This is a genomic window from Psychroserpens luteolus (assembly GCF_021032705.1).
In the GTDB taxonomy this organism is placed as follows: Bacteria; Bacteroidota; Bacteroidia; order Flavobacteriales; family Flavobacteriaceae; genus Psychroserpens; species Psychroserpens luteolus.
Genome location: NZ_JAHVXI010000002.1, coordinates 475,985 through 499,931, shown reverse-complemented (window position 1 = coordinate 499,931; position 23,947 = coordinate 475,985). Strand labels below are relative to the sequence as shown.

26 protein-coding genes are annotated in these 23,947 nt (G+C 33.6%); 9 read left to right on the top strand and 17 right to left on the bottom strand.

From position 1 onward, the window contains the following. Window positions 1-151: 151 nt before the first annotated feature. From KWG70_RS07945 to KWG70_RS07885, 13 genes are all read right to left on the bottom strand, one after another. A complete protein-coding gene (locus KWG70_RS07945) occupies window positions 152-1,594 on the bottom strand; it encodes a serine hydrolase domain-containing protein (RefSeq protein WP_230935467.1) in 1,443 nt (480 codons plus the stop codon). A gap of 143 nt (window positions 1,595-1,737) precedes the next feature. Beyond that, window positions 1,738-2,751 carry a DUF4097 family beta strand repeat-containing protein gene (locus KWG70_RS07940; RefSeq protein WP_230935466.1) on the bottom strand — a complete coding sequence of 338 codons (1,014 nt, stop codon included), beginning with the start codon at window positions 2,749-2,751 and terminating at the stop codon, window positions 1,738-1,740. 12 nt (window positions 2,752-2,763) lie between these two features. Further along, the gene (locus tag KWG70_RS07935; RefSeq protein ID WP_230935465.1) at window positions 2,764-3,390 is read right to left on the bottom strand and encodes a hypothetical protein; all 627 of its coding nucleotides are present in this window, start codon (window positions 3,388-3,390) and stop codon (window positions 2,764-2,766) included. Next, window positions 3,387-3,923, bottom strand: coding sequence for an RNA polymerase sigma factor (locus KWG70_RS07930; RefSeq protein ID WP_230935464.1), 537 nt, complete (start codon window positions 3,921-3,923; stop codon window positions 3,387-3,389). The genes KWG70_RS07935 and KWG70_RS07930 overlap by 4 nt, the downstream gene beginning before the upstream one ends. Before the next feature lie 217 nt (window positions 3,924-4,140). Continuing rightward, window positions 4,141-4,962, bottom strand: a complete 822-nt coding sequence (locus tag KWG70_RS07925) for a DUF695 domain-containing protein (RefSeq protein WP_230935463.1) — start codon at window positions 4,960-4,962, stop codon at window positions 4,141-4,143. 156 nt (window positions 4,963-5,118) lie between these two features. Then, window positions 5,119-5,955, bottom strand: a complete 837-nt coding sequence (locus tag KWG70_RS07920) for an SDR family oxidoreductase (RefSeq protein ID WP_230935462.1) — start codon at window positions 5,953-5,955, stop codon at window positions 5,119-5,121. A gap of 91 nt (window positions 5,956-6,046) precedes the next feature. Next, window positions 6,047-6,898: a helix-turn-helix domain-containing protein gene (locus KWG70_RS07915; RefSeq protein WP_230935461.1), complete on the bottom strand. Its 852-nt coding sequence runs from the start codon at window positions 6,896-6,898 to the stop codon at window positions 6,047-6,049. A gap of 203 nt (window positions 6,899-7,101) precedes the next feature. Next, window positions 7,102-7,896 (bottom strand): cation transporter, encoded by a 795-nt coding sequence (locus KWG70_RS07910; RefSeq protein ID WP_230935460.1) that lies wholly within the window; start codon window positions 7,894-7,896, stop codon window positions 7,102-7,104. A gap of 162 nt (window positions 7,897-8,058) precedes the next feature. Beyond that, the gene (locus KWG70_RS07905; protein WP_230935459.1) at window positions 8,059-8,415 is read right to left on the bottom strand and encodes a hypothetical protein; all 357 of its coding nucleotides are present in this window, start codon (window positions 8,413-8,415) and stop codon (window positions 8,059-8,061) included. Window positions 8,416-8,421: 6 nt separating this feature from the next. Beyond that, the gene (locus tag KWG70_RS07900) at window positions 8,422-8,970 is read right to left on the bottom strand and encodes a hypothetical protein (protein ID WP_230935458.1); all 549 of its coding nucleotides are present in this window, start codon (window positions 8,968-8,970) and stop codon (window positions 8,422-8,424) included. 35 nt (window positions 8,971-9,005) lie between these two features. After that, window positions 9,006-9,524: a hypothetical protein gene (locus KWG70_RS07895; RefSeq protein ID WP_230935457.1), complete on the bottom strand. Its 519-nt coding sequence runs from the start codon at window positions 9,522-9,524 to the stop codon at window positions 9,006-9,008. A 242-nt stretch (window positions 9,525-9,766) separates the two neighbouring features. Further along, window positions 9,767-10,396: a hypothetical protein gene (locus KWG70_RS07890; RefSeq protein ID WP_230935456.1), complete on the bottom strand. Its 630-nt coding sequence runs from the start codon at window positions 10,394-10,396 to the stop codon at window positions 9,767-9,769. A 168-nt stretch (window positions 10,397-10,564) separates the two neighbouring features. Then, a complete protein-coding gene (locus tag KWG70_RS07885) occupies window positions 10,565-12,727 on the bottom strand; it encodes a tetratricopeptide repeat protein (protein WP_230935455.1) in 2,163 nt (720 codons plus the stop codon). Between the two features lie 151 nt (window positions 12,728-12,878). Here KWG70_RS07885 and KWG70_RS07880 point away from each other — a divergent pair, with 151 nt between their 5' ends. From KWG70_RS07880 to KWG70_RS07845, 8 genes are all read left to right on the top strand, one after another. Next, window positions 12,879-14,000, top strand: coding sequence for a DUF2891 domain-containing protein (locus KWG70_RS07880; RefSeq protein WP_230935454.1), 1,122 nt, complete (start codon window positions 12,879-12,881; stop codon window positions 13,998-14,000). After that, a complete protein-coding gene (locus tag KWG70_RS07875; RefSeq protein ID WP_230935453.1) occupies window positions 13,993-15,207 on the top strand; it encodes an Nramp family divalent metal transporter in 1,215 nt (404 codons plus the stop codon). The genes KWG70_RS07880 and KWG70_RS07875 overlap by 8 nt, the downstream gene beginning before the upstream one ends. Further along, window positions 15,207-15,941, top strand: coding sequence for a 5-oxoprolinase subunit PxpA (gene pxpA / locus KWG70_RS07870; RefSeq protein WP_230935452.1), 735 nt, complete (start codon window positions 15,207-15,209; stop codon window positions 15,939-15,941). Before KWG70_RS07875 ends, pxpA begins: the two co-directional genes overlap by 1 nt. A gap of 8 nt (window positions 15,942-15,949) precedes the next feature. Further along, on the top strand, window positions 15,950-16,681 hold the full coding sequence (gene pxpB, locus KWG70_RS07865; RefSeq protein ID WP_230935451.1) for a 5-oxoprolinase subunit PxpB: 732 nt from the start codon (window positions 15,950-15,952) through the stop codon (window positions 16,679-16,681). After that, entirely contained in the window at window positions 16,674-17,522 is an 849-nt protein-coding gene (locus tag KWG70_RS07860) for a 5-oxoprolinase subunit C family protein (protein WP_230935450.1), read from the top strand. Before pxpB ends, KWG70_RS07860 begins: the two co-directional genes overlap by 8 nt. 91 nt (window positions 17,523-17,613) lie before the next feature. Beyond that, on the top strand, window positions 17,614-18,129 hold the full coding sequence (locus KWG70_RS07855; RefSeq protein ID WP_230935449.1) for a hypothetical protein: 516 nt from the start codon (window positions 17,614-17,616) through the stop codon (window positions 18,127-18,129). A 15-nt stretch (window positions 18,130-18,144) separates the two neighbouring features. Beyond that, entirely contained in the window at window positions 18,145-18,855 is a 711-nt protein-coding gene (locus tag KWG70_RS07850; protein WP_230935448.1) for a hypothetical protein, read from the top strand. Beyond that, complete coding sequence (locus tag KWG70_RS07845; protein WP_230935447.1) at window positions 18,807-19,628, top strand: sensor histidine kinase; 822 nt, start codon at window positions 18,807-18,809, stop codon at window positions 19,626-19,628. Before KWG70_RS07850 ends, KWG70_RS07845 begins: the two co-directional genes overlap by 49 nt. Here the strand turns inward: KWG70_RS07845 and KWG70_RS07840 are convergent. Together KWG70_RS07840 and panB are read right to left on the bottom strand one after the other, a co-directional pair. After that, window positions 19,625-20,329: an RluA family pseudouridine synthase gene (locus tag KWG70_RS07840; protein WP_230935446.1), complete on the bottom strand. Its 705-nt coding sequence runs from the start codon at window positions 20,327-20,329 to the stop codon at window positions 19,625-19,627. The two genes, KWG70_RS07845 and KWG70_RS07840, sit on opposite strands and share 4 nt — an antisense overlap. Before the next feature lie 15 nt (window positions 20,330-20,344). Continuing rightward, the gene (gene panB, locus KWG70_RS07835) at window positions 20,345-21,163 is read right to left on the bottom strand and encodes a 3-methyl-2-oxobutanoate hydroxymethyltransferase (protein ID WP_230935445.1); all 819 of its coding nucleotides are present in this window, start codon (window positions 21,161-21,163) and stop codon (window positions 20,345-20,347) included. A gap of 105 nt (window positions 21,164-21,268) precedes the next feature. On the opposite strand from panB, the gene KWG70_RS07830 reads away from it, so the two are divergent. After that, window positions 21,269-21,727, top strand: coding sequence for a nuclear transport factor 2 family protein (locus KWG70_RS07830; protein ID WP_230935444.1), 459 nt, complete (start codon window positions 21,269-21,271; stop codon window positions 21,725-21,727). A gap of 10 nt (window positions 21,728-21,737) precedes the next feature. On the opposite strand, the gene KWG70_RS07825 is transcribed toward KWG70_RS07830, so the two are convergent. Together KWG70_RS07825 and KWG70_RS07820 are read right to left on the bottom strand one after the other, a co-directional pair. Beyond that, window positions 21,738-23,159 carry an L-serine ammonia-lyase gene (locus tag KWG70_RS07825; protein ID WP_230935443.1) on the bottom strand — a complete coding sequence of 474 codons (1,422 nt, stop codon included), beginning with the start codon at window positions 23,157-23,159 and terminating at the stop codon, window positions 21,738-21,740. A 65-nt stretch (window positions 23,160-23,224) separates the two neighbouring features. Next, the gene (locus KWG70_RS07820; RefSeq protein ID WP_230935442.1) at window positions 23,225-23,806 is read right to left on the bottom strand and encodes a Crp/Fnr family transcriptional regulator; all 582 of its coding nucleotides are present in this window, start codon (window positions 23,804-23,806) and stop codon (window positions 23,225-23,227) included. Between the last annotated feature and the right edge of the window lie 141 nt (window positions 23,807-23,947).

Below are 23,947 nucleotides of genomic sequence, written 5' to 3'. Positions count from 1 at the left end.
GTGTGTGGTTTAGTTACGTAGGTGAGAAACTAAGTTGGCAAAAAAGAATGAACCACAGGAAAACCATAGGGTTTTGCTTGCGCCTTTTGATTACGCTAGTGTCCCTTTTGGCGTTATAAAACTCATAAAGCTTTGTCTGGTTTCTAATATCTTAATGGCTTAATTTTTTACCTTCAAACCTAGAAAACTTAACACCTTTTACAGCACCGTTTTTTAAAGTAAATTTATAACGTGTTCCAGTTTTTTTATTAAAAAATGTAGTATCAGACTCTGGCCATAAGAAAATTGGCTTTGAAAATAATTCTCCTGTAAACTCTAAACCGTCACCTTTAACAGTCATATTTGCTATTCCTTTTTCTAGAAAATCATATGTCCCTATAAACCTTGCAAGTTGCTCTTGTGATTGTTCTTTGAAAACTCTTTTTGTAGGTGTGTAACCAGGTAAGTTATATTCGTGAACGATACTCAGCAAGAGTTCTCTTATAATGGTATTTCCATTTTGAGAATTAGTCATAATAACAACCGCATTGGGAGTCTTTTTCCAGACCACAAGATCAGCTCGAAATCCTTCGTCGGCTCCACCATGTCCAAAAGTGAGATCAAGTACATATGGACCAAGTCCTTGATCATCTTCATTAGGGGTAAGCATTTCACTTACAGTGTTTACTTGTAATAATCCGTCTTTTTGTGTTTGTAATATTTGTTGAATTTCTTTTGCCCATACTAGTAATTCAGATGGCGTTGTCCATAATCCAGCCGCTGCCATCTCTGGATAAATCCACCATTTTCCTTCTACCTGAGTTCCATCAAAATTGTATCCTGCTGCAGCTATATTATGATAGGCTTGTGGTAACGGATTTTTAAAAGTACTGGATGTCATTCCTAAGGGCTTCAAAACATTTTCCATCATAATTTCTGGAAATTGCTTTTGTTCGATATCGGTAATCATATGCTGCATAATCGTATATCCTCCACCAGAATAGCTCCAACTTTTGCCTGGTTCTTTATAAACACGAACTGGGTTTGTGTTTCCTTTTCCATCTAAAATTTTTGGGATGCTAGGTATGGTTTCACCTTTTTTATATCCTTTAAAACCACTAATTGTAAGTCCAGCAGTATGATTCAGTATCCTCCTGGTGGTTACTTTTTGGTTTTCTGTAAACTCATTTTCTGGCAATTTCCAACTAGATAAATACGTATTTACATTTAAATCTAAATCAATCAAACTCTGCTCCGCCAGTTGGAGAGCCCTAGTTGCTGCAACTACTTTGCTAATAGATCCAGCTTGGAATAATGTTTTAGTGGTCACTTTTCTGTTTTCTAGACTATCAGCTATTCCGTAACCTTTATCCCATTCAATAACGCCATTATTTAGTACAGCAATACTCAATCCAGGAACTTTCAATTCTTGCATTCGCTCTTCTATATTGTAAATACTTTTAATCGTACTATCATTGTATTGTATTTGAAGTCTGGATTGCAAACCATTTTCTATTCGAGAAATTCGATCTTCTAAAACTTTATTTTCATTCTTTTTTTGACCTTCACAGCTAGTAATGAGGCATAGGGTCATGACAAAACATAATAAACGCATAATTAAATTTTTTTAATTGGTTTTTAGTTAAATTCCATAAGCTACTTTTTGACTTATAAAATCATCACCATTAAGGCCTGCAAGAATTATATTGTAAATATCTGGGAAGAAAACGTCTAACTCATAAGCTAGACGTTTTAAGATTAGTTTCGCTTTCTTAAATAGACACTTCCTGAACCTGCATCTATCTTCAGTTTTGTTTTACCGGAGTTTAACTGAAGTTTCATTTTTTTAATACCGTCTTGTAAGGTTTCACTTAAAACAGTAAAATCTATATCACTAAGTATACGCTTGCCATTAACATCGACTTTTAAGTCAGCATTATTAGGTAAGCTTATATCTATATAACCATCGTTGCTTACTAAAGAATATAACTTGGTTGGCATAATTTTATCAAACGCTACAGTGATATTTCCACCAATAGTATTAGCAATTACAGGACCGCTAACATTGGTTAAGCTTATGGAGTTATAAGATGTTGAAATCTCAACGTCTCCTTTAAAATCAGTTAATTTCCAAGGAGTTGAAGTTGTCCGCATAAAAAACGTATTAGAATTCTTTTTAGAGCAATCTTCTACATTCCATGATAATTTAATGGAATTAGGAATTAAAATTTCATATTTATTATTCATTGAAGCTAAACCGCTTAATGAAGTGCTAAAGTTTTCATCAGATTTCTTATTAGTATTATTATCCGAAGACTTCGTTGTATAACCCAATAATTTGTTATTTCCTGATTGGTTATACTTATAATCTTTAATGATTAATTCTCCTGGCTTTTCTGTAATATCCAGAAACAAATTATCCTCTGGACTGGTAGACTTATTACCTAAAGGTTTTAGGCCTTTCTCTAATTCCTTATCTTCATAGTGTGAAGACAATAGATAGTAACTCTTCGCCAATGCATTGTCTGATGACTCTTCTAAGGAATCTATAAGCTTATCGTCTTTGTCTCCAAAGTCATAATAATAGGAAAAGCGTGATTCATTAAGACTCTTTATGATAACTTCATTACCATCATAACCTTTAATGGTCATATGTGAGTTTGAACATATTTTTAGTGTTCCCTTATTAAACTTAATACGTTTTTCTTTCTCTTGAGCGTTACCTACACCAACTATTAAAAGTAGTGCTATTACTGTGATTATATGTTTCATTTCTATTCGTTTTTATTGATTTAACATGGCTAATAAAGCTGAAGCATTACCTTTTACTAAAGGTAAAGATTCTTCATCTTCAATGATTTTTTTAAGTGGTGCCTTTGCACGCTGTTCTCTAAGTGTAGCTACAGATTTTATGAGTTTTAACTGGACTAACGGTTCTGTTTCATTACCTAAGGCATCAATGAGTTGACTCCTCACTATTGCATTATCCGGAAACTTTAACAGTGCATCTATCACAGCGACTTTAGAATTGGCATCAGAATCAGCTTTTAAAATTTTAAAGAAGGCGTTTAATATTTTTTCATCCTCCTTTTCATTTGCAAACTGATCTTCAATCTCATAAATAGCTTCTAAGCGGGAACTATTGGTATCACTCTCATCTAACGCTAATACCAGATTATCTCTTTTCTCAATATGCTCTTGTCTATTCTGATACCAATACCCAAAAGTGACTAGTAGTGCTATACTTGCTGCAACAGAGAAATATCTTATTATCTGCAAACGTCTGACTTTACTAGTGTCTTGATGCAATTCTTTTTTAAGTTTCGACTCAAAATCTAAGCTAGCCGCTTTTGGCATTGATTTATCATCAAAAGCGTTTTGATTTTCCTTTACAAATGTCTCTAAACTCATAATGCTACGCTATTTTGTAATTGTTGTTTTAAAAGACGTTTCCCTCTTACGTATTGGTTGCGTACTGTACTTTCTTTAAGTCCTAGCTGCTCTGCGATTTCTTTATGCGAATAATCTTCAATGAGGTACAGGACCATAATAATTCGGTATTTGTCTTTTAGATTGTTTATAGCTTTTTTTACTTCTTCTACTTTAAGTGTAACATCTTCATAGGTGTCATTTTCTTTAGTAGATTCTGTAAATTCATACGATTCTTGTAGCCAGCCCAATTTCTTTTTTTGTCTTAAAAAATCTAGTGAGCTATTTACTACAATACGTTTTAACCAAGGCCCAAGGTTAAGATCGTTTTCTAACTTAGAAATATTCTGAAACGCTTTTATAAAGGCATCATGAACAGTATCCTGAGCATCGTGTTCATTTTTAACAATCCTGTAACTCACATTATATAGCATATCCTTGTACATCTGATATACTTGCATTTGTGCTTTTAGATTATTCTGTTTGCATGCTTTTATTAATTCTGGGCGTTCCAAAAATTACATTTTCTTTGATTGGTTTATATAATAACGGAGTATTTAAAAAAATGTCACAAAAAGTTGTTACAATTTTAAAAGTTATTGTGTTTATGGAAAAAAACGATCAGATCTATTAATCGTATTTTTTTTGAGAAACTCTGGGTCTGATTGAGTTTATAATTAAAAATGAAGCAGGAGGTAAGCATTGATTATAAAAGTTGTTGAGCATAGTGCGTTATTCTTTTTCTACTGAAGTTTCCCAACCATCGTAATCACCATCATATGAAATTGCCAATTCCCTCAAAGAGGACGTTATAGAATAAATGGTGTCTAGGTCAACCTTGTCAACTCTATAAAAATGCACCATGAACGGAGTAGAGTCATCATCAGTTTTTGTTGAATTTTGAATTTTAAAATTCAATTTTTTGATTTCTTTTTTGAAGGATTCCATTTTTGATTCATCGTTAAAGTAAGCCCAATGATCAACACGTCGAGCTTTGATTAAATTGTCTCCAGCTTCAATTAATGTTTCGACTACCCGTTGATCTCCAAGATATTCCATGATCTCCTGACTAGGATAAAGAAACTCTCTATAATAACTCCAGTTAGTATCCTTCTTAAGATTTATGTAATGTTCATGATTAGGATAATTTGAATTATAAAATTCTTTTAGTTTATTTTCAATTCCATTATCTGTTTTAATATAAAAGTATTCAAGACGTTCATACTCAAACATGAACGAACCAACAAAAATATTCTCAGAGTTTTTATTCATAAGTTCAACGAGTTCATCTCCAAGTTTGTGCAACAATTTAAAAGTTTCATCTTCAGGAAATCCATCTTCTCTTTTACTTTCGTATTTGATTCCAGTAACTAGAACATATTGATATTCTGGGATAGGAGTTTGATTGAAGATATCCATTCTTACAGTAGTAGATCCTGGTTTATTTTCTTCGTAAGAAGCTATATATGATTCCCAACTTTCAACCTCATTTTGTCCGAAAACACATAGGTTACTCAAAAAGACTGAAATAAGAAGTATTGATAGTTTTTTCATTTTATGCATTATGTACAGCGTGTTTATATGGTTTGTTGCGGAAAATCATAGTTGATTTTCCGCCGTAACCGAAAGATAGCAAATTGCAATGACACGAGCGCAGCGAACTGACGAAGTAATTCAGCCACAATGAGCTATACACGTTGTTGACAATAGTTAATGGACTTCAACTTGATTCCAAATCCCAGTTTCAACCGTTTCTTGTGCATATTCTAGAAATGTTTTCGCTTTTCTGCCTAGAACACGTTCAATATCATTAACTACCAGTTGATTCTTTGGATTGGTTAAAACATGACTAAATAAATACTCGATTAACCAAACAACATCATTAGGAATTTGTATTTGCTTCATACCATTAATATACTGTTCTAATGTGATGTCATAGAAGTTTAATTTTCTATTACTAGTCCTTGAAATGATATTCACAACATCTTTAAACGTGATTAATTCTGGACCAGTTACCTCAATAATTTCACTATTATAAGTGTCATCCAATAATACAGTTGCTGCTACTTCTGCAATATCATTTGCATCTACAAATGGAATTAAAACATCAGACATTGGTAATGCCACTTCTCCTGAAAGAATAGGGTCTAAAAAGAAACTTTCGCTCCAATTTTGGTTAAACCACGAGGCTCGAACGATCGTGTAATTTATGCCAGAATCCATAACAATTTTTTCACAAGCTTCAGCTTCAGTTTCACCTTTTCCTGAAAGTAAAACCATTTTTTTTACTCCTAATTCTATGGCTAAATGAGTTAAACTCTCTATGGCTTCTTTAGCTCCTGGAACTGCTAGGTCAGGATAATAAGTAACATACATTTTTTCAATGCCGTTTAAGGCATCTACCCAAGTATTTTTATTGTCCCAATCAAAGCTTGGTGATGCATTTCTTGAACCAATTCTTGGCTCAATTCCTTTGTTTTGTAATTGCTCGACTACTCGGCGACCAGTTTTTCCGGTTCCTCCGATAACTAAAATGTTTGATTTCATAATTTTTGTTTTTTGAATTATGGTACAAATCTATTGTAGCTGTGAACCAGTGACTTATTCAAAAAGAATTATGATTTATTCGAAAAGAATTTTATACTTGGCTAGGTCTGTAGCCAAACTTTCTTTCAAAAGCGTTAGAGAAAGAACCTAAACTATCGTAACCTACAGCCCAAGCGGCTTCTTGAATAGTTTTTTGTTCGTTTTTAATTAAACTATAGGCTTTTTTTAAGCGTTCATTTTGTAAGTATTTGAAAACAGGAACGCCAAACTGTGCTTTAAACTCTATTTTAAGCTTATTAGTGTTGGTTCCAATCCTGTTGGCCAATTCTGTTAAGGAAGGTGGGTTTTCTAAATTGGATAATAAAATTTCTTGAGCAAGATTGATTTTTTCTATTTGCGAAGTATTAAGTGTTGTGTTTTGTTGTTTTGCCAATTGTCCAAAATAATGAGAAAGTAAAGCTGTGATATGACTTTTATAAAACATCATTTTAATCTCACCCTCGTAAGTATTGATGAAGAACTGTTCAACTAATTGAAACATTTCTGGGCTCATATTGAATACTGGGCCTTCAACATAATGATCTTTTGGGTGAATTAATTGATATAAAAATTGTTCCAAGAATTGACCTTCACCATTAGGTAATTTGTCTATGTTTTTTATTGTTGTAGCGATTACTAAACATTGTAGCGATTTTAGTTTGGAAACATGATGTTCAAACTCTACCATATTATCTGCATAAAATGATAGTACCATACCTTTGGTGTGATGGAATTCTTTGGCTTTCCCATCAAATTTTACCTTAAGTCCAACATCACCTGCGCCATAAAAGGCGATAGCTATTACAGGCTCGTCAAAAAAACATGAATCTATTAAATTAGTATCGGTAGAAGCCTCTTCCAACAAGATTGTGTAATCATTTATATCTATTATTTCACGATTCATTCTTATGAATTATCTCAATCGATATTAATTATTGCCAACGTGTTCGTGTATGCTTTAGTTACGATGGGTAGGTCTAAGATAGTAAAAGGGAACGGATCATTAAGGAAATCTGCAGGATTTTGCTTGCGCCAGTTCGCTACGCTTGTGTCCGAGTATACACAGAATGAGCAATTGATTATACATGTTGTTATAACCTGTGCTTTTTACTTTCCAAGTTTTAAAATTCGAATTGCACCTTGAATAACTAAAACAAAAACTATTGTTCCAATAATTAAATCAGGTTTACTTGAACTTAACCAATTAACAAGGACACCTGCGATTATTACTCCTAAATTAATAATAACATCATTTGAAGTAAAAATCATACTTGCTTTCATATGCGCCTCTTCTTTACTGTTTGATTTTTGTAATATATAAAGACAAATTCCATTAGCGATAAGAGCAAAAATTGAAACGATAATCATTGTCGAAAAATCTGGAAGTCTTTCTTCTCCGAAAAATCGTCTTAAAACTTCTATAAATCCAATAACAGCTAAAATGATTTGAAAATAGCCAGCAAGTTTGGCAATCCGTTTTTTCCTAATCAGCGTTCCTCCAACTGCAAACAGGCTAATTCCGTAAACAAAGCTGTCGGCAAGCATATCTAAACTATCCGCAACTAATCCCATTGATTTTGAGATTATTCCAGTTGTCATTTCGATTAGAAAAAAAGTAAAGTTGATTGCAAGTACTGACCAAAGTAGTTTTTTTTGGTTTGCATTTTCTTTGAAATTTATTCGGTCTGTTTGCTCAGTCAAGATTTTTTTTCCGCCCAAGTTCAGTTCAAGAATTGACTTTTCGATTAATTCATTCTCTTCACTGTGAAAAACGGTTAATTTTCGGTTGGGAATATCAAAATCTAAATTAGCAATACCTGAAATTCCATCCAATTTCATTCGGATTAGGTTTTCTTCTGAAGGACAATCCATTTTGGTAATTTCAAATACCGATTTTTGCATTCAGTAATGATTTTTTTGCATTGGTTACAACGTGTTTGCGTATGGTTTGTGCGATTGAGAATCCGCAGGATTTTCAATGGTAGCAAATCAGTTGTTTAAAGATATAAATTTTAAATGGAGTAGAAGTTGAGTATTAATTATACACGTTGTTGTGCTTAGTTTTTATTCGTTCATGAATTCTTCAAGTAGTTCATAAAACTTTTTGATTGATTTTTCATGTTGTTCCTTAGTAACTTTAGAATCATAATTTTCCCATTTTATGCTTTTTGGATTTAAACCTATAGTTACTGCTAAAATCATATTGGGCCAACCTGAAGTTGACTCATAGAATCCTAATTTGTTAGCAATCCAATCATGAAAGTTTATTTCTAATTCTTCTGATGATTGTAAAATATTATGCTCACGAAGCGCTATAGAATATCCATTTAGAAAAATTCTAATACTTTTTAAACTTGTTTCTCCAGTCCACATTGCAGGCCGAAATTCCATTTTCTTTAGAATATTATAGAATTTTTTCATAGGTGTTTAAAAATAACTTTCGAATTCTTCACGTCTTATTTCGAATTCAACTATCTCCTGTTCTGACATATTTAACAATAAAGAAGAGTAAAGTTTATAATTTACTTTATCTCTTTTTTTAAAGAAAACTATAATATCATTTTGAGTATATGGATGCTCAAGATCACTTATTTTAAATTCAGAGTAACGTTTTCGTGATTTTGGATAATCATGCCATTTGATTCCGTATGAGTTATATTGGTCTCTTGTAATTAAAGAGAATAAATCATTAAGTAAGTCTTTTGGGATCTTCCCCAAAGCTTTATCTAAATAGTAATTTTCTATTTTGGAATAAAAATCCTCTTTTGGTTTAAGTTTATTCTTCGCTTTCCAAAACATGTTTTTCAAATTAAGCACAACGGTTTTGTGTATGGTTTGCTTCGCCAGTTCGCTTCGCTCGTGTGTTGCGTTGGTTAGGTTAAAGTTAGCAAAAGAAAACGAACCAGAGGAAGATCCATAGGATCTTGCTAACGCCAGTTCGCTGCGTTCGTGTCCGAGTACACACAGAACTAGCAATTGGCTATGCACGTTGTTGTGCAACGTTATTTTTATTATTCAGTTCTATTAAACTCAATTGTTGTGTCAAATTCGAAAGTCTCGTTATTAGCAACCATTTCGTGTTCGAAATCAACCATTATTTTTCCGATTGCTCTGTAATTTCTTTCGTCAATTTTATTCAAAGTCAGCATAAAAATATCAAAAGAATTATGAGCATTTCCAATATATACGGAAGCTTCTATTTCAGAATCTTTATCGGTTTTAATTGATATACCATCCAATTCATCTGGATTAGGTAAATTCAAATTCATCCACTCAATACTCATTATGGTTTCAACTGGTTGCGATTCGTATTCAATTCCAGAGTCAAATGGTTTTAATGGAATTGAAATCCTATGAAACAAAGTTTTTTTTAGTCCAATATTTTCGTTCTCAAACCAATACTTTTCAACAGTTCCTTTTTCAGCCTGCGTTTTATTCTGTAAATCAACCGTTATTTTCTTGTAAACAGGAACATCCTCGGTATTCAATTCAAAGTTTCGTTTTTTCTTCCAAAAATCAAATATTCCCATAGTTCTTGGTAATGTTGTACAACGTGTTCGTGTATGTTTTACCTTCGGTGATTATTTTCCCTAGGTCGTTTTTGTTGGCGTCATTTTTTTAAAATGCCGAACAAAAATCTACTAGCTTTAATAGTTGTTGCGTTGGCTAGGTCTAAATTAGTAAAAGAAAACAAACCAGAGGAAAATCCGTAGGATTTTCCGAGTAGGCAATAATCAAGCAATTGATTATACACGTTGTTATGTGCAGATTTTTAAAATCCACCATATTCAGACAATTTACATTCGAAGAGTATTTTCATTATTGTTTGGTCTTTTTCTAACCCATCAGATGATTTAGTATAATAATTTTCCGATGTCAGTATGATTTTTCCTTTTAAGATAGAGTCAATCTTAAATTCAGGCTTTTCATAAAATCGAATATCTTGATGTTCACTAGCGAGGTAAAGTTCTTTAATAAATTCTCCATCTTTGGTTTTTTTATAAGTTTTTGAATCAGATGCGAGTACAATTTGTCCGTTAAATTCATTTTTAGTCATTTTCATTTGGTATCCTATTCCACCACCATAAAAAATTCCACCTGAAATTTTTATTGTATCATTTTTAAGCTGACAGTGACAAACGTTTCGGAGTAATGTGTTTGTAGTATCAATCATTTTTTTAAAGTCAAAGTCAGATTGTTCATTTTCATCAGTCATTTTCTCCATTTTGCTATTTGAAAAAATAAAATATGATAGGTTTCCAGTTCCAAATTTGCTCATTTCATCTGCCTCTTTATTAACTTTCAAATCATTTTCAATAGACTTATCTATTTCGTAGAAGTTTTCTTGACTATTACAAGAACAAATAAAAAGAGATAAAATTATTAGGTAAATTACTTTCATTGCAGGTTGTTCAATTTGCACATAACTGGTTATATAGAGATAAATATACGCGTTTTTGGGGTCTATGCTCCCGTAATCAGGACATTTTGTTCCTGTTTACAAATTTGACAACTCCTATTTTTGCAGTCATACATGCCGCAATAACGATAGAGAAGGTGGGTAGATAAATTAATCTTTATCTTTCAAATAATAATTGTTGGTTTCCTCGGTCAGTCGATCCCATGTCATGGTCTCCGTGTTAAATGAATAAGGTACAGAGGCTAGTGTGCCATCATCGGTCGTTTCGAAGGTCATCAACGTTCCTAATTTCGTATTGTTCATATAGGTGTTCTCCGAAATTGGCAGGAGCTCTACTTTTGGTAAGTTCACATTTTCTTCCTTACGCTTATAGTAAAACTTTCCGTCTTCAACCCAAAACTTACGTGGACCGTAAGTGCCTTCAAAATGTTTGTTCTGAAGCTGTAACGAATCGGGAGTCATTGCTTTTCTGTATTGTAAATACTTAACTATGTTTTTGAGATATGCATGTTCGGGATTTTCTTTTACAGCGATTTCATATAACTTTTCGGCTTCATCTAAATTACCTTGATCAAAGGCATCGTGTGCATGGAGTATACTTTGGTCTTCTTTCCAATACCAAGTCGAAACAGAGTTTTTGTAGTCATGCTGCGCATTTTTAATAGCAATCACTTTTCCCGAACGGTTGTAAACCAAATCATAACGCCATGTGCGATTATTTATAAATCCGCCAACAATAGATTTTGGTCCTGCAAGAATTAAAGGCGCCATATTCTGGTTATTGACGTATCTTATGATTCTGTTATTTTTAATCCATAAGTCTAGGGTTTGTTCGTTGTAATCGTAACGATACCGTCCAACAAAATCGTCATAGAGTCCTATATCGAGCTTGTTTTTTTCTAAGTAAGCGATTGCCGTGTCGTAAACCTGCCATCTGTTTTTATAACCAGGATGAAGGGTTTTAATGTCTTTTAATAGGGTTTTGGCTTTTGAGAATTCGCCTTTAAATAATAAAGGCTGCAATTTGAATATACTCAACGACGGATTGATAATTTCATATTTTTCAATCTCTGCTATCAGTCGGTCATCATCGCCTTCTACCATAGATGCTACGGCAAGGTTAATGCCATTATCTGGGTTAGGTTCATTTCTAAATAAACGCTCTGTGGTTTCCAGATATTTTTTAGTTTGACGTGTTTCGCCATAAATGGAAAATAGGACCTGATTGTAAAAGTCGTTATTTGGATCGACTTCAAGTTGAAGCTTTACCTGTTCTTCGGCTAAATCGTAATTTTCATATGCGATATTGCGCTGTATATTAACTTCTAACTGGCGTTGCAATGGTAATTTATTTCTATAGGTAAAGGCTTTATCTGCAATGTCTTGAGCTTCTAATTTCCCTCTGTTAAAACGCAATGCGCGTTTGGCATCTTCTAAATAAGCCATAGCAAATCGCTCATCTATAGACGTCGCTTTGTTATAATTTCCGTGAATAAATTCTTTGAGCGCTTCCATAGAATTGCTCATAAACTCGTTAATTGGAAAATCTAAATACTTGAGTGTATTGGATTCTACAAAACCAGACTGGTTGGTTATAAATACACTAATGTCGTCTAGTAGTACAAGTAAATTTGGCCCTTTAAATGTTTGCTCTTTCAAGGTTTTTCCATTGGTAGATTTTTTGATGAACGTCTTTACTTCATAATCATCACCTATTTTATTAAACGTGCCATCTACATAAAAGTCATAGAACAAACTGGCTTCTTTAATCTTGGATGTTGTATTGGAGATGTCTGCAAAATCCGGACTCAAACTTTTGTTTTGCGTCAAATCTTGATACAGCAGTCTGCCAATACCATAACGTAACCATTCTTGAGCGTCATCATTGGTTAAATTTTCAAAAGCGAAAATCGGGATGCCAATTCTAAATTCTTCTTTTGTGATTGTTTTGCTCTCCGTTTGTCCGCTTTCATTCGTATATTTTATTTCCTTGGTGGTTGCGCCTAAGTCACTATTTCCGAAGCCAAAATAGACGACAATACATAGGATAACAATATTTAAAGGGAAGAGTATTTTTTCACGAAGCTTTAATATACGTTTATTAATGCGCTCTTGATGATACAGGTAAATAGCAAGCGAAGGAATGATGCCAATAAATAGCCACAGCAAAACATCAACCCAATGTGGCGAAATGTTATAACGGTTTAAAACCCAATCTACAAATTGTAAAAAAGTCCAAGCAGCAACAAGATAAGCAGCTAGAATTTTTAAGGTCTTAACCCATTTCTTTTGTCTTTTTGGCTCTGTAGACATTGTTCAGATGTTTAATAGCTAATTAAAAATATGATTTCAATTTACAAGTAAATATAAGCACTATTCATAAAATTCATAGGTATAGTTTTTAAAAGTTGAAAAAACGAACATTTTAATTGTACTTTTACTTGAGTAACCCATACCTTTTTAAATGAAATCTTATAGTTTGCTATTCGTTCTGCTGTTATGCTTTTTTAGCTGTAATACTTCGGAAAAAAATACTACTGAAACTACCGAAGTTAAACCAGAAATTGAACACGTACAGGTCCCAACAATCGATTTAGAGCAAGCCAATCGCTTGGCGCAATTGCCAATTCATTGCATTCAAACTGAATATCCAAATAAACTCAATCAAACTATTGGTAGCGATGCTGATTTACAATCGCCTCAAGATTTACATCCAGCGTTTTATGGCTGCTTTGATTGGCATTCGGCTGTTCATGGCCATTGGAGTTTGGTGAGTTTGTTAAAGCAATTTCCTGAGTTAGAGTCTGCTGAAAAAGCAAAGAAAATGTTACTTGGCAATATGTCTGAAGCCAATATCAAAGCTGAAGTGGCCTATTTCTTCGGAAAATATAATGGAACATATGAACGCACCTATGGTTGGGCTTGGCTTTTAAAATTAGCAGAAGAACTGCATACTTGGGATGATCCTTTAGCGAGAGAATTAGAAGCTAATCTGCAACCGCTAACCGATTTAATTGTGAACAAATACTTAGAGTTCTTACCAAAACTGAATTACCCAATTCGTGTGGGTGAACATCCAAATACGGCGTTCGGACTCTTATTTGCTTACGATTATGCCAAAACCGTTGGACATGAACCTTTAAAGTCTATGATCGAGCAACGCGCTAAGGATTTCTATAGTAATGATGCTGATTGTCCGCTATCTTGGGAACCAAGTGGGTTTGATTTTCTATCACCTTGTCTTGAAGAAGCAGCTTTAATGAAACGCGTATTGCCAATCGAAGATTTTAAGACTTGGATTAACACATTTCTTCCACAGTTAAAAGACAATACTTTTACTATGACTACTGGAAAAGTAAGTGACAGAACAGATGGAAAGCTTGTACACTTAGATGGCGTGAATTTTTCAAGGGCATGGAGTTTAAATGAAATTGCTCGTGATTTACCAGAATACAGTCATCTTAAAAACATAGCCAATCAACACATTAACTATTCGTTGCCAAGTATTGTTGGTGATAGTTATGAAGGCGGACACTGGTTAGGAAGTTTTGCAATTTATGCTTTAAATTCTGTAGAACGTGATTAAGAGCTGGTTTAAAAATATTGGTCCAGGACCTTTGGTTGCTGCTGCTTTTATCGGACCAGGAACAGTAACCGTTTGCACACTTGCTGGTGTCAACTTTGGGTTTTCGTTACTTTGGGCAATGCTATTGTCAATTTTCGCAACAATTGTTTTGCAGGAAATGTCGGCACGTTTAGGTATTGTATCCCAAAGAGGGTTGTCGGAAGTGATTAGAACTGAAATTAAAAATCCGTTGTTTAGGACTTTGGCTATCATTTTAATTTTGTCGGCAATAGTTGTTGGAAATGCCGCGTATGAAGCTGGAAATATAAGCGGTAGTGTGTTAGGTCTGGAGGCATTATTTGGGAATTCATCATTTAATTCGAGCGCTGTATACAGCGTGATAATTGGTGTTATTGCTTTTGTGTTACTGTTTATAGGAAATTATAAAGTTTTAGAAAAAGCATTAATCACTTTAGTGATTTTAATGAGTTTAGCGTTTTTAATTACTGCTATAGTTACAAAACCTGATTTGACTGATATATTTAAGGGATTATTTATTCCAAAGTTTTCTGGAGAAAGTGTGTTGACAGTCATTGCATTGGTAGGAACAACTGTAGTTCCTTATAATTTATTTCTTCATGCGGCTTTGGTAAAGGAAAAATGGAAAAAAGAATCCGATCTAAAATTTGCTCGGAAAGATACTATTATTGCTGTTGTTTTAGGAGGAATAGTTTCGATGAGTATTATTATTTCAGCTGCAGCAATAAAAACCTATGAAGTCAATGGAGCAGCAGATCTTGCCAAAGGTTTAGAGCCTTTGTTTGGCGATTTTGCATCCTATTTTTTATCTATTGGTTTATTTGCCGCTGGTATTACTAGTGCCATTACGGCACCATTGGCAGCAGCATATGTCGCTTCTGGATGTCTAGGATGGAAGTCAGATATGAAATCTGTTCGTTTTAAAGCGGTTTGGATGTTTATTCTAGGTTTAGGTGTGTTATTTTCATCTGTAGGATTTAAATCCATAGAAATTATAAAGTTTGCTCAAGTGGCTAATGGCTTATTACTGCCTATTATTGCTGGGTTTTTAATTTGGATCATGAATAAATCATCGATTCTTGGTAAGCATAAGAATTCGGTTCTGCAAAATGGTCTCGGAATCATTATCTTCGGAATAGCGTTGTTCTTAGGGATAAAGAGTATTTTAAAAGTGTTTAATCTGTTGTAATGATTCTTGTAGATATCAATTGTGATTTGGGAGAAGGTATTGGTAATGAAGATTTACTTATGCCTTTAATTTCTTCATGCAATATTGCTTGTGGTGGTCATGCAGGAGATGAGGCTACAATGAGTTTTGTTGCTGATTTGGCTCAAAAGTTTGAAGTTAAAATTGGAGCACATCCTTCATTTCCAGATAGAGAGAACTTTGGCCGAAAGGAAATGAACATGTCTGATGAATTACTCTATAACGCTATATATAATCAAATAAGAAGCTTAAAAAGCATCCTAGACCAAAAGCATATTAGTTTACATCATGTTAAACCACATGGCGCATTGTATAATAAGGCTTCAGTAAACAAGGAAATAGCTCAGGTCGTAGTTAGTGTGATTAAAGATATTGATAAGAACTTGATTTTATATGCGCCTTATAAATCGGTTATTGCAGACATAGCTTCTCAAGTAGGGTTGCAAGTCAGGTTTGAAGCTTTTGCTGATAGAAATTACAACCAAGACTTGACTTTAGTATCAAGGCGCAAAGAAAATGCATTAATCCATGATGCGGAAATCATGTTTGAGCAAGTTAGCCAGATTGTTTTAAATGAAAAAGTGACTGCGATAAATGGAGTAGAAGTGGTATTAAAAGCAGATACGTTTTGCGTGCATGGAGACGGCAAAAATGTAGTACAAAACTTAGAGCATTTAATTCATAGATTGAAACAAAATAATATCGAAATTTCTTGATAGCAGTTATGGATTTTGAACTTAAATATAAACCATTTTCTGAGCATTCTATTTTGATAGAATGGCCTGCCGAAATAGCTCTAAATATCCTTGAAGACGTCTTAATATTTAAAGCTCACATAGAGAATTCAAATATTAAATCTATACTTCAAATAAATAATGCATACAACTCGATATTAGTTATTTATAAATATACTATTGATAAAATCTATGATGAAATACCCACCTTAAAAGGACTTTATTTCAGTAGAACGAGTAAGGCTAAACGTATCACAAGACGTTGGAAGGTTCCTGTGTGCTATGACGAAGAATTTGGATTGGATTTAGATGAGATTTCCAAAGAAAAAAAGCACTCAATTTCTGACATTATTTCTTTGCATTCTAAAGCAGATTACACGGTTTTTTTTATTGGCTTTTTGCCAGGCTTTTTATACTTGGGAGGATTGGATGAACGCTTATATGTTCCGAGGAAAAAGAGTCCGAGATTAGAGGTTAGAAAAGGAGCAGTTGCCATAGGAGGGCAACAAACCGGAATCTATCCAAATGCGAGTCCTGGAGGATGGCATATCATAGGGAATTCACCTTTAGAGTTTTTTGATTTAAACAAAGACAGACCGTGTTTTGCAAATTCAGGCGATAAAATTCAGTTTTTTCCAATAGACAGGAGCGAATATCAAACTATTTTGACGCAAATAGAGACAGGTGCCTATCAATTAGAAAGTGAGGTGGTTGATGATTGAATTACTTAAAGCTGGATTGTTAGATACTATTCAAGATAGTGGTAGAATGGGTTTCCAAGAATTTGGAATTCCGTTTTCGGGAGCAATGGATAACTATTCATATACATTAGCAAATTCTATCTTAGGCAATCCTAGTGATGCTGCAGTTATCGAATCTACGATCGTTGGACCCAAACTGAAATTTCATGCAGACACTTCAATTTGTATTACAGGAGCTCAAATGCAACCTGCTATAAACGGAAATCCTGTTAGAAACAATATTGAAATTTCGGTCAAGGTAAATGATGTATTGAGTTTTGGAAAAAGGGAGTATGGCTGCAGAACCTATATAGCCGTTGCTGGAGGATTTCAAACTAAAATGGTTATGAATAGCAGAAGTATGTATAAGGGAATTACTGATGATGTAAGATTAAAAAAGGGTGATGTATTACCAATTGTAGGAAGAAATTATGTGGATTCGAAGATGTTTTCTTCAATAAAAATTGATACAACACATTTTTATAAGCACAGTATAGAGGTAACTATTGGTCCTGAATATGAAAAACTTGATACACATTTGAAAGAGTTGTTAGTTAATCAAGAGTTTACAATCTCTATGAATAGCAACCGAATGGCATATCAATTTAACGAAACCTTGCATAATTCTTTAGACGGTATCATCACATCTTTGGTGTTGCCAGGGACAGTACAATTAACACCTTCGGGGCAGCTTATGGTCTTAATGAGGGACTGTCAAGTAACAGGTGGATATCCAAGAATTTTGCAGCTTACAGAAGCCTCAATTCATGTGTTATCTCAGAAGTTTTTGGGTGATATGATTCGGTTTAAATGTATAAATTAGTAAGAAAAAACCTAAATTTTAACATAAATAATGGTTTTGTATTTAGATTTTCAATACATTACGATACAATTAATTCAAAACTAACCAAATTATGAAAAAATTAGGACCAATTATTTTAGGGATTGTTATTGGCGCTATTGCCATGTATTTTTACTTTCATAATATTAAAAATGTTGACGGTATGAGTGACACACCAACACCAAAAGGTATGATTTCACCTGAAGAAATCAAAATATTAACCGAAGCTTACAACCCAAGGTATTACAGTATTAATGATAGTGTTTTTAGAGGCATTGAAGGTGGTGATAACAGATCATCATGGTATTCTTTAGAAGACTTGCGCAACTTCCTAACACTTGCTGAAAAAGAGGCAGGAGAATTAGGATACACTATGGATGGCATACGAATATACCCTGGAGCACGTCCAGCTTTAGCTGATCGCCCAGGTTATTCAACATTCTTATTTGTGCCAACTGGCTATTTAAACAAATCTGAAGGTAATATGATCAACCTCAAACAAGAAGGTGGGAATGGTGATATACCAGGAGGTAGTGGCCTAGATCATGGTGGAAATGGGATTCCTCCTTCGGCGAATTATCCGCAATAAAAAAGAAAGAAACATTTGAAAGAGTTTTTGTTAAATAATTATTCAGCAATTACAAAATCTGTCGAGCTAATTGCTGCCTTGTCTGGTACAATTTATCTAAGAAAAACTAAAAACTACCCACTCAAAATTTTTGTTCAATACTTGTGGTTGACAGTAATTGTTGAGTGGGTAGGATCTTATTCAATGTTGTTGCTCAATAATTATGATTACCAATGGTATATTAACTTAAAAAATAGCGTATTTTGTGAGAATAGATGGTTATATAATATTTATTCCTTACTAACTATTGGTTTGTTAGGAATTTTCTATTCAGACTTATTGAAAACAAAGTCTCTTAAGCTTATAATTAGAGTGGTTGTTGTTTTTTATACATTGTTTTCAACATGTTTCTATATTTTTACAGATGCATTTTTTATAAAAGGATTACCTTATGATAACATATTAGCGTCAATAATTGTTTGTCTTTTTGTTGTATTCTACTTTGTGGAATTGATGAAAAGTGAATTCATACTCATTTATTATAAATTACCATCATTTTATATTAGTGTAGCTTTATTACTATGGTATTTATGTGTAACACCACTATTTATTTTTGATGCTTATTTTTACGATATGAATAGGGATTTTATAGAGTTTAGAGCAGTATTATTACTATTAATTAATATTTTTACCTACCTATGTTTTGCTTTTGGTTTTTGGTATTCGCTCAAGAAGAGCAAGCAATAAATGAAGAACAATTAGCTTTAATTGGCTATGTTATTTTTGCTTTATTATTGCTTTCAGTAATGGTTGTGCTTTTTTTTGTGACGTTTCAAAAGCGAAAAAACAAACTGCTTTTAGATCAAATTGAACAGCAAAAAGTGTTTGATGAAGAACTTTCTCGTACACAAACCGAAATACAAGAACAAACCTTAAAACATGTTGGATGGGAGTTACACGACAATGTTGGTCAATTACTCGCTTATGCCAGCATGCAGCTCAACATGTTAGGGACAAAAGTCCCAGAAGACATTAAGTCTAAAGTACAGGAAACATCAGATATTGTTAAGGATAGTCTGAAAGAAGTGCGCGCATTATCTAAATCTTTGAATAATGACGTGCTCCTAAATATGGGGTTTGAAGAATCTATCAGCAATGAACTCAACCGTTTAAAGCGTATGAAGTTTACTTCGGCAGAACTGGAAGTTAAAGGCTCAAAACGGGATTTCAGTGAGAAAAAGCATGAAATCATTATTTTTAGAATTCTTCAAGAGTTCTTTTCTAATTCGGTTAAATATTCTGAAGCCGATAGTTTAAAAGTTATTTTAAATTATACACCCAATCAATTGACTATAATTGCTTCTGATGATGGTAATGGATTTGATGTAGTTTCCGCAGAAAAAGGATCAGGACTTATTAATATGAAAAGTAGAGCCGAATTAATCAATGCGACTTTTCATATGACGTCACAGCCTAATGAAGGTGTTCAGCTTACAATCAAATATCCATTTAACGATTAATGCTCACAAGCCTGCCAAATAGCATCTTTTGGAAATGGCGCAGTAACATCAATTTCAACTTTTGAGACAGGATGAATAAACCGTAATTGCCTTGCATGTAAACTAATACTCGCATCTTTATTACTACGATCAAAACCATACTTTAAATCTCCTTTTATTGGAGATCCAATAGTTGACAACTGACTCCTAATTTGATGATGTCTACCAGTTTCTAATTCAATTTCTAATACATGATAATTATCTAAGGATTTAATCAGTTTATAATGCAGAATGGCTTTTTTACTGTCTTTAATTTCTTTATGATAGGCTGTAGATTTATTGTTTTTCGGATTTTTTTTGAGCCAATGTATTAAAGTGTCTTGCGATACTTTAGGACGATTCTTTACGATGGCCCAATAGGTTTTATTTGCTTTTTTTTCAGCGAACAGTTTATTGAGTCGTGGTAAAGCCTTACTCGTTTTAGAAAACAATACAACACCAGTAGTTGGTCTGTCGAGACGGTGTACAACACCTAAATAGACATTACCTGGCTTATTGTATTTGTCTTTGATATAATCTTTGACAACATCGCTTAGTGGCTTGTCACCAGTTTTGTCACCTTGTACAATATCACCTGCACGCTTATTTACGATGATGATATGATTGTCTTCGTAGAGTACTTGTAAATTAGATGTATTTGAAAGGATCTTACCTTTAGACAATTCTTGAGATGTTAATTAATATTGTTCTTTATCGTTTGGAAAGCTAACAGCTTTTACGTCATCAACATATTGACCAATCGCTGTTGTCATATCTTCGTAAAGGTTCATGTAGCGACGTAAGAAACGAGGATTAAACTCATGAGTCATACCAATCATATCATGTAAAACCAAAACTTGACCATCAACTCCAGCACCAGCACCAATACCAATAACAGGTATCGATACACTTTCAGCAACTTCTTGAGCTAGTTTTGCAGGAATTTTCTCAAGTACAATTCCAAAACAGCCTGCTTTTTCTAGCATTAAGGCGTCTTCTTTTAGTTGCTTTGCTTCTTGTTCTTCCTTAGCTCTAACCGTATAAGTACCAAATTTATATATGGATTGAGGAGTTAATCCTAAATGTCCCATTACAGGAATACCAGCATTTAGAATACGTTTAATAGATTCTTTGACCTCTTTGCCACCTTCCATTTTCACTGCATGACCACCAGATTCTTTCATAATTCTAATAGCAGAGCGTAAGGCTTCTTTGGGATCACTTTGATAACTTCCAAATGGTAAGTCAACAACAACCAAGGCTCTGTCAATAGCTCTTACTACCGAAGACGCGTGATAAATCATTTGATCTAAAGTAATAGGTAAAGTGGTTTCATGTCCAGCCATCACATTACTTGCCGAATCTCCGACTAAAATAACATCAACGCCAGCCTCATCAACGATTTTGGCCATAGTATAATCATAAGCAGTAAGCATGGATATTTTCTCGTTGTTTTTTTTCATATCAACAAGAGACTTTACTGTGATTCTTTTGTAATCTTTTTTTGCTACAGACATAGTGTGGAAATTAATTATGTGTAAAAATACAGAGTTTTGTTAAACTTTATTTATTCTAGCGTCTAAAAACTATTAATTTTATAATTTAACTGAAATTTTAAACACATGAAAAATTATATCTTTTTTATTGCCATCATGATCACGTCATTTTCATTTTCTCAATCTTCAGAAAGTGATAATGTAAAAGCGACTATCGAGCGTTTTTTTGAAGGCTTTCATAAACAGGACAGTACGATCATTTTAGAAACAGTTGGCAAGGATATAAAAATGCAATCTATTGGGAAAAACAGAGAAGGTAAAGCTGTTTTAAACACGTCTGAGTTTAAAAAGTTTTTAAATTCAATTGTATCTATTCCCAAAGAAAAAACATTTAAGGAAGAACTTCTAGGATTTAATATTCAAGTGGATGGCGATATGGCACATGCTTGGACACCTTATAACTTTTGGTTTGATAAAAACTTTAGTCATTGTGGCGTCAATTCATTCCAATTATTCAAGCAAGAGGGAGCATGGAAAATTATTTACTTGATAGATACACGAAGACGCGACTGTAAGCAAGATTAATTATTTAGGTTTAGCAATCTGCCATATTTACACCAATAGCTAAACCACCTTCTGAAGTTTCCTTGTACTTTGTGTTCATATCCTTAGCAGTTTCCCACATGGTATTGACTACTTTATCCAGAGGCACTTTAACATTGTTTGGATCTGTATCTAAAGCCAATTCGCAAGCGTTGATAGCTTTTATAGCTCCCATTGCATTGCGCTCAATACAAGGGATTTGAACCAATCCGCCAATAGGATCGCAAGTGAGTCCCAAATGATGTTCCATAGCAATTTCGGCAGCGACTAAAACTTGTTCAGGCGTTCCTCCTGAAAGTTCACAAAGTGCACCTGCTGCCATTGCAGAAGATACACCAATTTCTGCTTGACATCCACCCATTGCAGCACTTATGGTTGCTCCTTTTTTAAAGATGCTTCCTATTTCACCAGCAACTAATAGAAATCGTTTGATGTCATCAAAGTTGCCATCGTGATTCTCAATCACTAAATAATACATTAATACTGCAGGAATAACTCCAGCACTTCCATTGGTTGGTGCAGTAACCACACGACCTAAAGATGCATTTACTTCATTTACTGCAAGCGCAAAACAGCTCACCCATTTCAAAATTTGTCTAAATTTTACTTCTGTGTTACGTATGGCATAAATCCATTCTAAAGGATTTGAATACGCAGTTTCACCTTTTAAACTTTGATGCATATCATAGGCACGACGTCTTACATTGAGTCCGCCAGGAAGATTACCTTCAGTATGACAACCTGTATACATACACTCTAACATGGTGTCCCAAATTCTCTTAAGTTCAGCGTTGATATGAGTTTCAGAATGAATAGACTTTTCATTTTCTAAAACGACTTGAGAGATTGATTTATTTAAATCCTTGCAAAACTTTAAAAGTTCAGTACCTTTTTCTATAGGATACGGAAATGAACATTTGATTTCAAAATTTTTCTTGTGATTTGTACGCTCTTCTTTAACAACAAATCCACCACCTATAGAGTAGAAGGTAGATTTATAATTTCTACCATTAATAGTAGCTGTAAAAGTCAAAGCATTAGCATGAAATGGTAAAAATTTTCTGTTAAAAATAATATCGGTTTTGATATCAAAATCAATTGGTTTTTCATTATTAAAAACTAATGTTTTGGTGTTTTTAATAGTAGCAATAGTAGCATCAATCGTTTCAACAGGAATACGTTCAGGGTCGGCACCACTTAAGCCTAGGAGCACGGCATAATCTGTTGCGTGTCCTTTTCCTGTTAGTGAAAGAGAACCATAAAGATCAACAGTTACTTTGTCTACCTTATCAAACTTCTTTGCGGTTTTAAGTTCATTGATCCAACGCTCGGCAGCACGCCATGGTCCCAATGTATGAGAGCTGGAAGGGCCAACTCCAATTTTAAGCATATCAAAAACAGAAATACACTCCATGTTTTATATCAATTTAGTCTGGCAAATATAATTCTTATTAAGATATAGACTCATATTTTGTAATATCAATAAAGTTTTGATCGTATACGACTTAATTGAACAGGTGTAATGTTAAGGTATGAGGCGATTTGATATTGCGGAATTAAATCATCAATATTCGGAATACGCTTTTTAAGTGTAATGTATCGTTCCTTTGCTTTCATAGAAGAAATTTCAATGAAGACCTTTTCATTTTCCACAAACAAAAACTCTAAATATCTAGTATAAAATTTTAAAACTTTAATGTCGGTATTGCACAAATCTCTAAACTCTTCATAATTCATCTCATAAATATGACAATCCGTTAGTGTTTCAAGAATAAATTCAGAAGGCTTATTCGTGAGTATAGATGCAAAAGATGTAAAAAACTCAATTGGAGTAAATAAGGTCTTGGTTAATTCCTTTCCATTTTCCATAATAAGATAAGAACGTAAAACACCTTTGTTGATGAGATAGAGTTTTTTGCCTATGTCTCCAATATCTACAAGTTTGGTACCTGCTTTGAATTCTTTTAATTTGGCAATAGCGTAGAGTTTATCATAGGTTTTCTTGGATAAAGGTAGCAGAGAACACATGAAATTGAAATTAACATCGTAATAATCAATCATAGGCAGAGGGTTGGTATATAATTATGTCAATTTAAAGATATACTTTTTTTACTGAATTTGTATTTACAGAGTTGTGACATCATGTCATATTTTTTGTCATGGCATAATCATTGTCATATAGATAACGAATTTAAAATGACA

Bases quoted from the DNA above. Each gene is read 5' to 3' on its own strand.
- pxpB (WP_230935451.1), top strand. From the start codon at position 15,950: ATGGATTTTGAACTTAAATATAAACCATTTTCTGAGCATTCTATTTTG.
- KWG70_RS07945 (WP_230935467.1), bottom strand. From the start codon at position 1,594: ATGCGTTTATTATGTTTTGTCATGACCCTATGCCTCATTACTAGCTGT.
- KWG70_RS07860 (WP_230935450.1), top strand. From the start codon at position 16,674: ATGATTGAATTACTTAAAGCTGGATTGTTAGATACTATTCAAGATAGT.
- KWG70_RS07880 (WP_230935454.1), top strand. From the start codon at position 12,879: ATGAAATCTTATAGTTTGCTATTCGTTCTGCTGTTATGCTTTTTTAGC.
- KWG70_RS07885 (WP_230935455.1), bottom strand. From the start codon at position 12,727: ATGTCTACAGAGCCAAAAAGACAAAAGAAATGGGTTAAGACCTTAAAA.
- KWG70_RS07935 (WP_230935465.1), bottom strand. From the start codon at position 3,390: ATGAGTTTAGAGACATTTGTAAAGGAAAATCAAAACGCTTTTGATGAT.
- KWG70_RS07890 (WP_230935456.1), bottom strand. From the start codon at position 10,396: ATGAAAGTAATTTACCTAATAATTTTATCTCTTTTTATTTGTTCTTGT.
- KWG70_RS07825 (WP_230935443.1), bottom strand. From the start codon at position 23,159: ATGGAGTGTATTTCTGTTTTTGATATGCTTAAAATTGGAGTTGGCCCT.
- KWG70_RS07845 (WP_230935447.1), top strand. From the start codon at position 18,807: ATGTTTTGCTTTTGGTTTTTGGTATTCGCTCAAGAAGAGCAAGCAATA.
- pxpA (WP_230935452.1), top strand. From the start codon at position 15,207: ATGATTCTTGTAGATATCAATTGTGATTTGGGAGAAGGTATTGGTAAT.
- KWG70_RS07920 (WP_230935462.1), bottom strand. From the start codon at position 5,955: ATGAAATCAAACATTTTAGTTATCGGAGGAACCGGAAAAACTGGTCGC.
- KWG70_RS07915 (WP_230935461.1), bottom strand. From the start codon at position 6,898: ATGAATCGTGAAATAATAGATATAAATGATTACACAATCTTGTTGGAA.
- KWG70_RS07910 (WP_230935460.1), bottom strand. From the start codon at position 7,896: ATGCAAAAATCGGTATTTGAAATTACCAAAATGGATTGTCCTTCAGAA.
- KWG70_RS07925 (WP_230935463.1), bottom strand. From the start codon at position 4,962: ATGAAAAAACTATCAATACTTCTTATTTCAGTCTTTTTGAGTAACCTA.
- KWG70_RS07855 (WP_230935449.1), top strand. From the start codon at position 17,614: ATGAAAAAATTAGGACCAATTATTTTAGGGATTGTTATTGGCGCTATT.
- KWG70_RS07905 (WP_230935459.1), bottom strand. From the start codon at position 8,415: ATGAAAAAATTCTATAATATTCTAAAGAAAATGGAATTTCGGCCTGCA.
- KWG70_RS07820 (WP_230935442.1), bottom strand. From the start codon at position 23,806: ATGATTGATTATTACGATGTTAATTTCAATTTCATGTGTTCTCTGCTA.
- KWG70_RS07830 (WP_230935444.1), top strand. From the start codon at position 21,269: ATGAAAAATTATATCTTTTTTATTGCCATCATGATCACGTCATTTTCA.
- KWG70_RS07895 (WP_230935457.1), bottom strand. From the start codon at position 9,524: ATGGGAATATTTGATTTTTGGAAGAAAAAACGAAACTTTGAATTGAAT.
- panB (WP_230935445.1), bottom strand. From the start codon at position 21,163: ATGTCTGTAGCAAAAAAAGATTACAAAAGAATCACAGTAAAGTCTCTT.
- KWG70_RS07940 (WP_230935466.1), bottom strand. From the start codon at position 2,751: ATGAAACATATAATCACAGTAATAGCACTACTTTTAATAGTTGGTGTA.